A 14302-nucleotide genomic window follows, 5' to 3' on the forward strand; every position below is an offset into this window, starting at 1 on the left:
AGCATGCAGGGTGGTTATTCACACATTGTATTAGGCCTAGGCGCGACGGGACTTTCCGTGGTGCGCTACCTTGTGTCGCAAGGTATCAAACCGCTGGTGATGGACTCAAGACGCAATCCTCCGGGAGCTGAGCAGTTAGCGACAGAGTTTGCTGATGTTGAGCTGTTAACTGGCGGTTTTGACTGCCGTCATTTAGTGCAAGCTAGCCAGGTGATTGTTAGCCCAGGTATTGCCCTTGATACGCCAGAAGTGAGAGCCGTGCTCGATATGGGCATTGAAGTCATTGGTGACATCGAGTTATTTGCCCGCGATGTGGCAAAAAACGGTGGCTGCGTAATTGGCATAACTGGCTCAAATGGTAAGTCTACCGTGACAACCCTGGTGCGAGATATGCTAGTTGAAGGTGGCAAGAAAGCGGTAATGGGCGGCAATATTGGCACGCCAGCGCTTGACCTACTCAACCAAGGTGCAGATTGTTATGTGCTGGAGTTATCAAGCTTTCAGCTTGAGACCACACACTCTTTATGTTGCACCTCAGCGGTTTGCTTGAATATCAGTGAAGATCACATGGATCGTTACAGTGATATTAATGCTTATCGCGATGCCAAGTTACGTTTGTATCCTCAATCCCGTTATATCCTGTTTAATCGCGACGATGAGCTAACCAAGCCCGATGAGCCGATGAACCAAAACAGTTTTGGTTTACAAGCGCCGGAAGAAGACGAGTGGGGCGTGATTGATGGCAAAATTTACCACTGTACCAGCGAAATTATGCCGCTGGACGAAATAGGCTTGATTGGTACTCACAATCATATGAATGTGATGGCGTCGATGGCGTTAGTGGAAGCTTGTGGCGTAGACAGAGATGCCATGATCGCCGTGGCTAAACGCTTTAAAGGCTTACCGCATCGCTGTGAGTTGGTGGCTGAGAAAAACGGCGTGTATTACATCAATGATTCAAAAGCGACCAATGTCGGTGCGACAGTTGCCGCCATTGAAGGCTTTGATTCTCATCTAGGTGATATCTACCTGATCGCAGGTGGTGACGGAAAGGGCGCTGACTTTACGCCGCTGCAACCTGCACTAGATCAAGTGTCACAGCTTATCACGCTAGGTAAAGACGGCGATAAAATTGCCAAACTTAAGCAAGGCACAGTGCAAGTTGAAACCATGGCTCAGGCGGTGGAGCATGCTGCAGAAGAAGCCATGTCTGGTGACATTGTCATTCTATCGCCAGCGTGTGCCAGCTTAGATATGTATAGCAATTTTATGGCCAGAGGTCAGGATTTTTCTCAATGCGTGGAGCATATTGGCGATGGCGAAGTCTGAGCAACAGCTGAGCTTGTTCAAACAGGGCTTTAAGTGGTCCTGGCCTTCGTTATTAGGAGAAGATAAATCTGCCGGGATGCAGCTGTATGACCGCAGCTTTTTAGTTGCGATCATCGCACTAATGGGATTTGGCTTTGTGATGGTGATGTCGGCGTCGATGCCTGAGGCCGTGAAGTTAACCGACAATCCATTTCACTTTATTTACCGTCACATCTTCTATTTAGCGGGATGTGTGGTGATTGCAGGGGCGGTGCTTAGTGTACCGGTTAAAACCTGGGAGCGTCACAGTGGCACCATGATGCTAGTGGTACTGCTAATGCTTATCGCAGTGCTGGTGGTGGGTACCACGGTAAATGGTGCTAGGCGTTGGTTAACCATTGGCCCGATACGCATTCAGGTCGCTGAAATTGCTAAGTTCGTATTTATTGTTTACATCGCAGGTTATTTGGTTCGCCGTTATGGTGAGTTGATGGACAACAAAAAAGGCTTTTTGAAACCCATTGGTGTTTACGCCTTATTTGCGATTTTGATTCTGGCGCAGCCGGATCTCGGCACGGTTGTGGTGTTGTTTGTCTGCACCGTGAGTTTAATGTTTTTAGCTGGTGGTAAACTGTCGCACTTTTTTGTGTTGATGTTAGTAGGTATCGCCAGTTTTGTGTTGCTGGTATTGCTGGAGCCATACAGGGTTCGACGAGTGACCTCGTTTATGGACCCTTGGGAAGACCCATTTGGCAGCGGTTATCAGCTAACTCAGTCATTGATGGCCTATGGCCGTGGTGACTGGTTCGGCCAAGGCTTAGGTAACAGCATTCAGAAGCTTGCCTATTTGCCTGAGGCGCATACCGACTTTATCTTCGCGGTAATTGGTGAAGAGTTGGGATTTGTCGGCATTATTGCCGTGTTGAGTCTGATATTTTTTGTCGCGATCCGCGCCATTCGGTTAGGCAATTTGTGTCTTAATGCCCAGCGACCATTCGATGGTTACATTGCCTATGGCGTAGGTGTGTGGATTTGTTTTCAGACGGTGGTTAACGTTGGTGCCAGCATTGGCATGTTGCCAACTAAAGGATTAACCCTGCCGTTTGTGAGTTATGGAGGCAGTAGTTTGTGGGTAATGACTGCTGCCGTGATGTTATTAGTACGAATTGATCACGAAAGACGTTTGAGTTTAATTCAGGCTGTTCAGGGGAGAATTAAACCATGAGTTCAGTGGCAACAACCAATGCCCCAAAGTTGTTAGTGATGGCTGGTGGAACCGGCGGTCATGTGTTCCCGGCGTTAGCGGTTGCTAAGCACCTAGCCGACAAAGGTTGGCAGGTACGCTGGTTAGGTACCAAGGACAGAATGGAAGCGAGGCTAGTGCCTCAATACGGTTTTGATATCGACTTTATTGATATTAAAGGTGTTCGCGGTAATGGCTTGCTACGAAAGCTAGCCGCACCCGTAAAAATTATCCGCTCAATCATGCAAGCAAAAGCGGTGATTAACGAGTTTAAGCCAGATGTAGTGTTAGGCATGGGCGGCTTTGCTAGTGGACCTGGTGGTGTAGCCGCAAAATTGTCTGGCATACCTGTAGTGCTACATGAGCAGAACGCGATACCAGGCTTAACCAACAAGTTGCTGTCAAAAATTGCGCGTAAAGTTCTGTGCGCATTTCCGCAGACATTTGATGCCTCGCTAAGCAATGTTGAAGTGGTTGGCAACCCAATTCGCCAAGAGTTAGTGAACTTAGGCGAGCAAAAGCAAATTAGCGCTGATGAAGAGCTAAAAGTGCTCGTGGTAGGTGGCAGTTTAGGGGCGAAAGTACTTAACGATACCATGCCCGATGCCATTGCAAAGCTAAGTGTTAATCACACGGTGACCGTGTGGCATCAGGTTGGCAAAAATAACCTTGATAGCGTGAAAGAGCGTTATCAACAACTAGGACAGTTAGCTGCGGTTAATGCCGCTGAGTTTATTGATGATATGGAAGCGGCTTACCGTTGGGCTGACGTGGTGGTTTGCCGATCAGGTGCACTGACGGTATCTGAGCTTGCCGCTGTAGGGCTGCCAAGCATCTTAGTGCCATATCCACATGCAGTGGACGATCATCAAACTAAAAATGCTGCGGTGTTATTGGATGCTGGCGCCAGCTTTTTAATGCCGCAGGGCGAGCTGAGTGCAGACAGCCTGGCTGAAAAACTCACTCAGCTTGCAGCAGATAGAAATGAATTAGCCCAGATGGGGCAAAAAGCGCGACAAGTTGCCGTCGTTGATGCAACTCAAAGAGTAGCAGACGTATGCAGCATGCTTGCGAGCAAGGGTTGAAATGACTAAAGCAGAGAAGTACGCACAATTACGCACCATGATCCCTGAAATGAGACGGATCAAGCGCATTCACTTTGTTGGCATCGGCGGTGCTGGCATGGGCGGTATTGCCGAGGTGTTATTGAACGAAGGTTATCAAGTCAGTGGCTCTGACATTGCGCAAAACACTGTAACAGACCGCCTTGCTCATTTTGGGGCGAGCGTGATCATTGGTCACCATGCCCAAAGCGTAAATGATGTTGACGTAGTGGTAGTATCTACCGCGATTGATGAACAAAACCCTGAAATTATTGCTGCCAAAGAACAGCGCATACCTATTGTGCGCCGCGCAGAAATGCTGGCGGAGTTAATGCGCTATCGGCACGGTGTCGCGGTTGCAGGCACTCATGGTAAAACCACCACAACTAGCTTGATTGCCAGTGTTTATGGGCAAGCAGAGAAAGACCCAACGTTTGTTATTGGCGGTTTGCTTAACAGTGCGGGTACCAATGCTCGCTTAGGCACTAGTCGCTATTTGATTGCCGAAGCAGATGAGAGTGATGCCAGCTTTTTGCATCTGCAGCCAATGGTTAGCGTGATCACCAATATCGAAGCTGACCACATGGACACTTATGGTGGCGACTTTGAGGTCTTGAAAACCACCTTTGTCGACTTCTTGCAAAACCTGCCGTTTTACGGCGTTGCTGTGATGTGTATTGACGACGAGGTGATCCGCGAGATCATGCCGCGTGTTGGGCGTCAAATCGTAACTTACGGTTTTAGTGATGACGCCGATGTACAAGCTATCGACTTTAAGCAAAACGGTCATCAATCAAGCTTCACCGTTAAGCGTAAAGGCAAGGCCGATTTGGCTATTAGCTTGAACTTACCAGGAGCGCACAATGTGCTTAATGCGCTAGCGACAATTGCGGTAGCGACTGAAGATGAAATTGACGACCAAGCCATTGTTAGTGCACTGGCAAGTTTTGAAGGCATTGGCCGCCGCTTTCAGCACTTAGGTGAGTTTGCCACAGATAACGGTAATGTCATGTTGGTCGATGATTATGGTCATCATCCAACTGAGGTTGCAGCAACCATTAAAGCTGCGCGTGCAGGTTGGCCAGATAAACGTTTGGTAATGGCATATCAGCCGCATCGCTATAGTCGCACCCGCGATTTGTATGAAGACTTTGTAGAAGTGCTATCGCAAGTTGACTGCTTGGTTTTGCTCGATGTATACGCGGCTGGTGAAACCGCTATTCCTGGTGCAGATGGCCGCGCGTTATGCCGCTCTATCCGTGCACGTGGCCAGTTAGATCCTGTGTTTGTGTCAAGCCCTGAACAGCTTGCTAGCGTACTGCCGGATGTGCTGCAAGAAGGAGATCTATTGATCACTCAGGGTGCAGGTAATATTGGCGCTTTATCGAAAGAACTAGCAACAACATGCTTAGGTTTTGATTTAGCAAATAAAACTAATGGAACTGATTGATATTTAGACGATTAATAATCCGCTAAATGTCACTTTAATAGTGAGAAAATGGCCGATATAATGGCCGATTTCCTCACCGGAAATTAGATTCGTAACATGGAGAGGCTTTAAGTTGTCGCGAAACAAGAAAAAGCGTCAATTTACCCAAACATTAAAACAGGTGAATTGGTACCTGTGTTTCGGATTATTGTTTTTATTCAGTGTGTTATTTGGTGTAGCTTGGGCTGCTTATTCATTGCATGAACTCTTGAATGATGCAGACGCACTGCCAATTGAAGCGGTTGCAGTTAAAGGTGAGCGTAAGTTCACCACAGATGAAGAAATTCAGCTGGCGCTGCAATCAATGCTTGAAGATAGCTTTTTTAGTGCTGATGTAATGGACGTGCAGCGAGCGTTAGAAGGTTTGCCTTGGGTATATCATGCGTCTGTAAGACGTGAATGGCCTGCAAAGTTTAAGGTGACGCTGCAAGAGCAACAAGCTGCAGCACACTGGAATGGCGAGTCTTGGGTGAATGTTAATGGCGAGGTATTTGACGCATTAGCACACCCAGAAGTTGAGCGCTTACCTTTGCTACAAGGGCCAGAGGATTCAGCTAAAGAAGTGTTAACTGCTTATCAGCAACTAAACGAGTTATTAAGTATAAATGGTTTTAAGTTAGCCAGTTTGCATTTAAGCCCACGTCATGCTTGGTTTGCAGAGCTTGAGAATGGCATCAAGATTGAGCTTGGGCGCGAAGACAAAATGTCGCGTATTCAGCGTTTTATTAATGTGTATCCAACGCTGAAACAGGCTGATAAAACGATAGAAAAGATAGACTTGAGATATGATACCGGGTTTGCGGTAGCTTGGCAGAAAACCAATAAAGAGAGTCGATAATAAATGACCAAGAATCTGGAAAAAAACCTGATTGTGGGGTTAGACATAGGCACATCTAAGGTCGCGGTGATCATAGGTGAAGTGCTGCCTGACGGCGAAATTAGTGTTATCGGCCTTGGCAACCATCCGTCTCGTGGTATGGACAAGGGCGGGGTCAACGACCTCGACTCAATCGTAAAAAGTGTCCAACGCGCATTAGATCAAGCCGAGCTAATGGCTGATTGTCAGGTGGCGTCGGTTTATTTGAGTATCTCAGGTAAGCATATTGCCTGTCAGAATGAAAATGGCATGGTGTCGATTAACGACGAAGAAGTAACACAGGAAGACGTGGACAACGTTATCCACACAGCGCAGTCGGTGAAGATCCCAACGGAGCGTCGAATTCTGCATGTGTTACCTCAGGAATATTCGATTGACGTGCAAGATGGTATTAAGAGTCCTATTGGAATGTCTGGCATGCGTATGGAGGCTAAAGCCCATATCGTTACTTGTGCCAATGACATGGCAAAGAACATCACCAAGAGCGTAGAGCGCTGCGGCTTAACCGTAGATGGCTTAGTGTTCTCAGGTATTGCGTCGGCAGATGCGGTACTGACTAGTGATGAAAAAGACCTAGGTGTGTGTTTGGTTGATATTGGTGGTGGCACCACAGATGTGGTGGTTTATACCGGTGGTGCACTGCGTCATTGCGCGGTGATCCCAGTTGCTGGTAATCAGGTTACCAGTGATATAGCCAAGATTTTTAGAACGCCACAGCCAAATGCTGAACAGATTAAAGTGCAGTTTGCGAGTGCGCGCAGTAATCGCGTCAGCAGAGAAGAAAGCATTGAAGTACCTTCAGTGGGTGGTCGTCCGTCGCGCAGCATGTCGCGTCATACGCTAGCTGAGGTGGTTGAACCACGTTATCAGGAGTTGTTCGAGTTAATTCTAAAACAACTTAGAGAACACGGGTTAGAAGAACAAGTTGCAGCAGGGATAGTATTAACCGGCGGTACATCATCGATTGATGGTGCGGTTGATATTGCTGAAGCAACCTTTGGTATGCCTGTTCGTGTGGCATCACCATTACCCATTAAAGGGTTATATGAATATGTAGAGCAGCCAATTTATGCCACAGGTATTGGTTTGCTGCGCTACGGGGCGGGCAAGGTTATCGAGCGTCAGTTTGAAAGACCAGACCGTCAAGGGGTTACCAGCTTTTTCAGCAGGGCAAAAAGCTGGTTCAAGGGTGAATTTTAATAACGCATATATACGGAGATCAGACAATGTTTGAGATCATGGACACTCATTCAGACGAAGCGGTGATTAAGGTCATCGGCGTCGGTGGCGGCGGCGGTAACGCTGTTGAGCATATGGTGAAACACAGCATCGAAGGTGTTGAGTTTATCGTTACCAATACAGACGCACAGGCATTGCGTAAATCAAGCGCAGGCTCAACCATTCAGCTTGGTCGTGATGTGACTAAAGGGCTTGGCGCGGGTGCAAACCCAGAGGTGGGTCGTCAAGCTGCTGAAGAAGACAAAGAAAACATTCGCTCGGCCATTAAAGGCTCAGACATGGTATTTATCGCGGCTGGTATGGGCGGTGGTACAGGTACAGGTGCTGCGCCAGTTGTCGCAGAGATTGCTAAAGAAGAAGGCATTTTAACGGTTGCGGTTGTGACTAAGCCATTCCCGTTTGAAGGCAAGAAGCGTATGACGTTTGCTGACCAGGGTATTGACCAGTTAGCTAAGCATGTTGACTCGCTTATTACCATTCCAAACGAAAAGCTACTTAAAGTACTTGGCCGTGGTACGTCGTTGCTAGATGCATTTGCTGCAGCTAACAATGTGTTACTTGGCGCAGTGCAAGGTATTGCCGAGCTTATTACTCGCCCAGGTCTTATCAACGTCGACTTTGCAGACGTTAAAACTGTGATGTCAGAAATGGGTAATGCCATGATGGGTACCGGTGTTGCAACCGGTGACGATCGCGCTGAAGAAGCGGCTGAAGCTGCTGTGGCAAGTCCGCTACTTGAAGATATTGATCTAGCTGGTGCGCGCGGCGTATTGGTGAACATCACTGCAGGTATGGATATTAGCATTGAAGAGCTTGAAACTGTGGGCAACCACGTTAAGGCTTACGCATCTGATAACGCAACTGTTGTTGTGGGTGCGGTTATCGACCCTGAAATGAGCGAAGAGCTACGTGTAACTGTGGTAGCGACTGGTATCGGCGCTGAGAAAAAGCCTGATATCCAACTCGTTACGCCAAAGCCAGCTGTTGCACCTCGTCCAGAGCCTGTTGCAATTGAACCTGCACCAGCGCCAGTTGTCGAAGCTAAAGAAGAAGTTGCACCTGCGCCAACGGGTGGTTTTACTGCTGGTGGTAACACTGCAGCACAAACAGCGACAGATTCGCGCACTGATAATGACTATTTAGATATTCCTGCATTTTTACGTAAGCAAGCAGACTAATTACGTCTGCTTGGCTAATTTAGTGACGTAAATGAGATGTTGTGGAGTATGGGTATGATTTGTTAACGCCCTCACGTAATAACGACAATAAAAGGCTATTTTTTTGTGAATGGCTTAACTTGTGGTAGCATACGTGTCCAGCTCTGCACGCTGTATTGCAAATTAAAGTGCATCTAATTGTTTATTAAGAAATTTAACGGGTAGCTGAATGATTTTTCAAAGAACTGTTCAAAAAATGGTAAAGAGTACTGGTGTCGGATTGCATTCTGGCAACAAGGTGACTCTGAGCATTTTGCCCGCGCCAGCGAATACCGGCATCATATTGAAACGTACCGACCTTGACCCTGTAGTGTCCATCCCTGCAAAGGCTCATTTAGTGCGTGAAACGACTATGTGTACAGCACTAGTTAATGATGAGGGCGTGCGAATTTCAACTATCGAGCATTTATTTGCTGCACTCGCGGGCCTTGGCATTGATAACGCTGTTATCGAAGTTGATGCGCCTGAAATTCCTATTATGGATGGCAGTGCAAGCCCGTTTGTATTTTTACTACAAAGTGCGGGTATTAAAGAGCAAGCAGCGCCAAAGAAATACCTGAAAATTACCAAGCCTATTCGCGTTGAAGACGGCGATAAGTGGGCTGAGCTCAAGCCATTTAAAGGCTTTAAAGTTGACTTCAAGATTGATTTCAATCACCCAGAAATCTCTCGTAGCCAGCAGCATATGGTAATGGATTTCTCAACATCTGCATTCGTGAAAGACATTAGCCGTGCCAGAACCTTTGGTTTTATGCGCGACATTGAATACCTACGTGCCAACAACTTAGCACTAGGTGGCAGCATGGAAAATGCAGTTGTACTTGACGAATATCGTGTCCTTAACCCTGATGGACTGCGTTATGACGATGAGTTCGTTAAGCACAAAATTCTAGATGCGTTTGGTGATTTATATGTCGCAGGCCACGCCATTGTTGGTGAGTTCTGCGCATTTAAAACTGGCCATGCATTAAATAACCAATTGGTTCGAGCTGTACTTGCGCAGCAAGATGCGTGGGAGCTTGTTAGCTTCGATACCGAAGCAGAGGTACCAGTTAGCTTTATGGTACCAGGCGCCGTAGGCGCTTAAGTTAACGATTTTGCCTATTACGGCTGGCTAATGCAGCCAGCCGTTTTAGTTTTTCACCGAGAGTTCCTTCAACCTGATCTGCCAAAGCTTCAATATGTTCTGCTGATTGTGAGCTGATTTTAGATTGATTAACGGTGGTGGGTCTTGCAGCAATTGCTAATCGAGGATTTATTTTTACCTCAATAGCGGTTAGCATCGGTAGAGTTTCAGCCTGAAGTTGTCGTAGTAGTTTAGGCTTTTGAAAATTGATCCTTGATGCCCAGGCAGCCGAGGACGTTTCAATAACAAGAACATCCTGGCGAAGGTTAGCCACACGTAGCTGATCTGCCACAGGACCACTGACAGCCTGTTTTACATAGTGATTTAGGTTAGCCAGTAGTTCTGCTTTCTCAGCTAGCCCTGGAATTTCATCTGCCTGATGAATGATGCTGCTGAGGTCTTGAGGGAGCTTTTTCATATGATAATTAAATGGCTAAAATAGGCTATGAGTGTAACAGTTTTTATTCAAGGTCGGAATGGCGTCACCCGTTGGCAGCCTGGTAAGCGATGGTTTTTACTTCCACTAATGTTAATGGTGGCAGGTACCGGCCTATATCAATACAGCGAAGACCGCTTCGCCCAGCAACAAGCTCAAGTTGACGAAAATGAACAACTACGCGAGCAACATAAGCAGCAAGTTGTTGAGCTTAAATCTGCAACAGAATCCCAGCTGGCATTACTGGTCACTCATGTGGCGCAGTTGCAAGCACAAATTACCCGCCTAGAAGCATTAGGTCAGCAAGTGGCTGACAATAACCTAATGGCTGACCAGTTCGATTTTTCCGAGCAAGCTGGTGTGGGTGGTTTGAATGACATTGGTCGTAATATTGAACTTAATCAATTGATCGATGATATGAATTCTTTGGCTTCAAGAATTGATAATAATAGTATGCAATTATCTCTACTTGAAACCGTCTCCTCTAATCTCCATATAGATAAAGAGCGATACATTTCAGGGCGGCCGATCACCAAAGGTTGGTTATCGTCTGCCTATGGTTTACGTAATGATCCTTTCACAGGCAGAAGAACGATGCACAAAGGCATCGACTTTGCTGGCAGTGAAGGCGCTGATGTAGTTGCTACTGCCGCAGGGGTGGTAACTTGGTCAGGAAGTATGTTTGGTTATGGCGAGTTAGTCGAAATTGATCATGGCAATGGTCTGCGAACTCGGTATGGACACAATAAAGCTTTGTCAGTAAACGTTGGCGATGTCGTTGCCAAAGGCGACATTATTGCCAGTATGGGTAGTACAGGCAGGTCAACAGGCCCGCATGTGCACTACGAGGTATTACGAAAAGGACAACAAATTGACCCGAGTAAATTTGTTTATCGTAAAGCCAGTTTATAAATTCGGTTATTGCGCTTAGCGCCAAACCAGCAAGAGAAAAGTGATTAAGATGTTAGGTAAATTACTGACAAAAGTATTTGGAAGTCGCAACGACCGTACCTTGAAAAGCCTTGGCAAGGTTGTCAAAAAGATCAATGCCCTAGAAGCTGAATACGAGCAATATTCTGACGAACAACTAAAAGCGAAAACAGCAGAATTCCGCGAGCGTATTGAAGCTGGTGAATCATTGGATGCGATTATGGCAGAAGCCTTCGCAACCGTGCGTGAAGCATCTAAGCGTGTATTTGAAATGCGTCATTTTGACGTTCAGTTACTTGGTGGCATGGTACTCGATAGTAACCGTATCGCCGAAATGCGCACCGGTGAAGGTAAAACCCTAACAGCTACCTTACCAGCGTATTTAAATGGTTTAACAGGTAAAGGCGTTCATATTATTACTGTGAACGATTACCTAGCGCGTCGTGATGCTGAAAATAACCGTCCTCTATTTGAGTTCCTTGGCTTAAGCGTAGGTATTAACGTTGCCGGTCTTGGCCAAGCTGAGAAAAAAGAAGCTTACGGCTCAGACATTACTTACGGCACCAACAATGAGTTTGGTTTCGATTATCTGCGCGACAACATGGCGTTTTCGCCGCAAGAGCGAGTGCAGCGTCCACTTCACTACGCATTAATCGATGAAGTTGACTCGATTCTTATCGATGAAGCTCGTACTCCGCTTATTATTTCTGGTGCTGCAGAAGATAGCTCTGAGCTCTACATCAAGGTCAACACCTTAATTCCAAGCCTGATCCGCCAAGATAAAGAAGACACTGAAGATTATGTTGGCGAAGGTGACTTCACTGTTGATGAAAAAGCAAAACAGGTTCACTTAACTGAGCGCGGTCAAGAAAAGGTTGAAGCACTGTTAGTTGAGCGTGAGATGCTATCTGAAGATGACTCGCTATACTCGGCTTCTAATATCTCACTACTGCATCACGTATATGCAGCGCTTCGTGCTCACACCTTATTCGAGCGTGACGTTGATTACATCATTCAAGACGGTGACGTTGTAATTGTTGATGAGCACACAGGTCGTACTATGCCTGGTCGTCGCTGGTCAGAAGGTTTACACCAGGCCGTAGAAGCCAAAGAAGGTGTCAACATTCAAAATGAAAACCAAACGCTAGCTTCCATTACCTTCCAGAATTACTTCCGTCAATACGAGAAGTTAGCGGGTATGACAGGTACTGCAGACACTGAAGCGTTTGAGTTCCAGCACATCTATGGTCTAGATACAGTTGTTGTTCCAACTAACCGCCCTATGGTTAGGGATGACATGGCTGACTTGGTTTACCTAACTGCAGGTGAGAAATATCAAGCCATCATCAAAGACATCCAAGGTTGTCGTGAGCGTGGTCAGCCTGTACTTGTTGGTACCGTGTCAATTGAGCAATCAGAATTGCTGGCGACGTTACTAAAGCAAGCCAAGATCCCTCATAACGTACTTAATGCCAAGTTCCATGAAAAAGAAGCTGACATCGTCGCCCAAGCCGGCCGTTTAGGTGCAGTGACTATTGCAACTAACATGGCAGGTCGTGGTACCGATATCGTGTTAGGTGGTAACTGGAATATGGAAGTGGCAGCACTTCAAGAACCAACTGACGAGCAAATCGCTAAGATCAAAGCTGATTGGCAAATTCGTCATGATGAGGTGGTTGCTGCAGGTGGTCTACACATTCTTGGTACAGAGCGTCATGAATCTCGCCGTATCGATAACCAGCTACGTGGTCGTGCTGGTCGTCAAGGTGATGCAGGTTCATCTCGTTTTTACTTATCGATGGAAGATAGCTTAATGCGTATCTTCGCCTCTGAGCGCGTATCTGGCATGATGAAAAAGCTAGGTATGGAAGAAGGTGAAGCGATTGAGCATCCATGGGTATCGCGTGCAATTGAAAACGCGCAACGTAAAGTAGAGCAACGTAACTTCGATATTCGTAAGCAATTACTTGAGTACGACGATGTTGCTAACGATCAACGCCAAGTTGTGTACTCACAGCGTAATGAGCTGATGGACACAGATAGCATCGAAGATACTATCCGTAACATTGAGCAAGATGTGATTACTAGCACCATCGATCAGTACATTCCGCCACAATCTGTTGAAGAGCTATGGGACGTGGAAGGTCTAGAGCAACGTCTGCAAAATGAATTTAACATTGCACTACCTGTAAAAGACTGGTTAGAGAAAGAAGACGATCTTCACGAAGAGACCTTACGTGAGCGTATTCTTGAAGCTTGGACGACTTCTTACAAAGCTAAAGAAGAAATGGTTGGCGAGCAGGTTCTACGTCAATTCGAAAAAGCTGTCATGTTGCAAACGTTAGATGGTCTTTGGAAAGAGCACTTATCTGCAATGGATCATCTACGCCAAGGTATCCACTTACGTGGTTACGCGCAAAAAAACCCTAAGCAAGAATATAAGCGTGAATCTTTTGAACTATTCCAGCAAATGCTAGAAAGCCTTAAGCATGACGTGATCAGTATTCTGTCTAAGGTACAAGTTCAAGCTCAGTCAGATGTTGATGAAATGGAGCAGCGTCGCCGCGAAGAACAAGAGAAGATCCAGCGTGACTACCAACATGCAGCCGCTCAAGCGTTAGCTGAAGGTGAAGATACGGTTCCTCAAGGTCCACGCACTGTGGTGCGCGATGGACAGAAAGTTGGTCGTAATGATCCTTGTCCTTGTGGTTCTGGTAAGAAGTATAAGCAATGCCACGGCAAGCTATCTTAATCTGCAAGACATAAACCATTTAAAAGCAGCGCTCAGGCGCTGCTTTTTTGTATCTAAGTTAAGCCTAAGATCCCGAGGTAATGTATTAGGCACTACATTAGGCTCTCTCTTAGTTATTCATTTGCCCGAAAAACGTATAAATTTTCGACTGGTGTGGATAAGTTTGGGGGTAACTGGTGAGCTAAATGTGCGTATATAGGCACTTTTCAATTAATTCATAAAAAAGCGAAAATTTTCTTAAAAAGGGCTTGCGCGCCAATCAAAACCCCCTATAATGCGCACCCACTGACACGGCGCAGCAGCAAACATTAAGCGATAAGCTTAGTAAGCGCAGCTAGCCTGACAGCTTGGTTTGAGCGGTAACTGACCACTTAAATCAAGAGCGAAAAGAAAGTTTAAAAAAACGCTTGACGCTCACAAGGGAATGCGTAAAATACGCAGCCCTGACCACTTAAACGGTCAACGCTCTTTAACAATTTATCAAGTAATCTGTGTGGACATTCACAGAGCTTTAAATTCGACAGATTCACTTTCGAGTGAGTCACAAAATTTAAAACTCATTGATGTTCATACGACACAAGT

Annotated in this window: 11 protein-coding genes; 10 read left to right on the forward strand and 1 reads right to left on the reverse strand. The window is 46.3% G+C overall.

Features of this window, described 5'->3' with window-relative positions; translation table 11 throughout:
• Positions 1–3 precede the first annotated feature (3 nt).
• The 8 genes from murD (at position 4) to lpxC (ending at position 9563) form a co-directional block, all read left to right on the forward strand.
• Positions 4–1329: a UDP-N-acetylmuramoyl-L-alanine--D-glutamate ligase gene (gene murD, locus G3R49_RS17560; RefSeq protein WP_167870537.1), complete on the forward strand. Its 1326-nt coding sequence runs from the start codon at positions 4–6 to the stop codon at positions 1327–1329.
• On the forward strand, positions 1316–2533 hold the full coding sequence (ftsW, locus tag G3R49_RS17565) for a cell division protein FtsW (protein ID WP_130600367.1): 1218 nt from the start codon (positions 1316–1318) through the stop codon (positions 2531–2533). The genes murD and ftsW overlap by 14 nt, the downstream gene beginning before the upstream one ends.
• A complete protein-coding gene (gene murG, locus G3R49_RS17570) occupies positions 2530–3636 on the forward strand; it encodes an undecaprenyldiphospho-muramoylpentapeptide beta-N-acetylglucosaminyltransferase (protein WP_167870538.1) in 1107 nt (368 codons plus the stop codon). Before ftsW ends, murG begins: the two co-directional genes overlap by 4 nt.
• A 1-nt stretch (position 3637) precedes the next feature.
• Positions 3638–5104 carry a UDP-N-acetylmuramate--L-alanine ligase gene (murC, locus tag G3R49_RS17575; RefSeq protein ID WP_167870539.1) on the forward strand — a complete coding sequence of 489 codons (1467 nt, stop codon included), beginning with the start codon at positions 3638–3640 and terminating at the stop codon, positions 5102–5104.
• A 112-nt stretch (positions 5105–5216) separates the two neighbouring features.
• On the forward strand, positions 5217–5981 hold the full coding sequence (locus G3R49_RS17580; RefSeq protein ID WP_130600373.1) for a cell division protein FtsQ/DivIB: 765 nt from the start codon (positions 5217–5219) through the stop codon (positions 5979–5981).
• A 3-nt stretch (positions 5982–5984) separates the two neighbouring features.
• Positions 5985–7220 carry a cell division protein FtsA gene (ftsA, locus tag G3R49_RS17585; RefSeq protein ID WP_130600375.1) on the forward strand — a complete coding sequence of 412 codons (1236 nt, stop codon included), beginning with the start codon at positions 5985–5987 and terminating at the stop codon, positions 7218–7220.
• A gap of 26 nt (positions 7221–7246) precedes the next feature.
• Complete coding sequence (ftsZ, locus tag G3R49_RS17590; RefSeq protein WP_130600377.1) at positions 7247–8437, forward strand: cell division protein FtsZ; 1191 nt, start codon at positions 7247–7249, stop codon at positions 8435–8437.
• 208 nt (positions 8438–8645) lie between these two features.
• On the forward strand, positions 8646–9563 hold the full coding sequence (lpxC, locus tag G3R49_RS17595; protein WP_130600379.1) for a UDP-3-O-acyl-N-acetylglucosamine deacetylase: 918 nt from the start codon (positions 8646–8648) through the stop codon (positions 9561–9563).
• 1 nt (position 9564) lies between these two features.
• Here the strand turns inward: lpxC and G3R49_RS17600 are convergent, their stop codons facing one another.
• On the reverse strand, positions 9565–10020 hold the full coding sequence (locus tag G3R49_RS17600; protein ID WP_130600381.1) for a DUF721 domain-containing protein: 456 nt from the start codon (positions 10018–10020) through the stop codon (positions 9565–9567).
• A 27-nt stretch (positions 10021–10047) separates the two neighbouring features.
• Between G3R49_RS17600 and G3R49_RS17605 the strand changes: the two genes are divergently transcribed.
• Both G3R49_RS17605 and secA read left to right on the forward strand, forming a co-directional pair.
• Entirely contained in the window at positions 10048–10950 is a 903-nt protein-coding gene (locus G3R49_RS17605) for a M23 family metallopeptidase (RefSeq protein WP_130600383.1), read from the forward strand.
• A 49-nt stretch (positions 10951–10999) separates the two neighbouring features.
• Positions 11000–13720, forward strand: a complete 2721-nt coding sequence (gene secA, locus G3R49_RS17610; protein WP_167870540.1) for a preprotein translocase subunit SecA — start codon at positions 11000–11002, stop codon at positions 13718–13720.
• The last annotated feature ends 582 nt before the right edge of the window (positions 13721–14302 follow it).

Source organism: Shewanella sp. WXL01, assembly GCF_012263345.1.
GTDB lineage: Bacteria > Pseudomonadota > Gammaproteobacteria > Enterobacterales > Shewanellaceae > Shewanella > Shewanella maritima.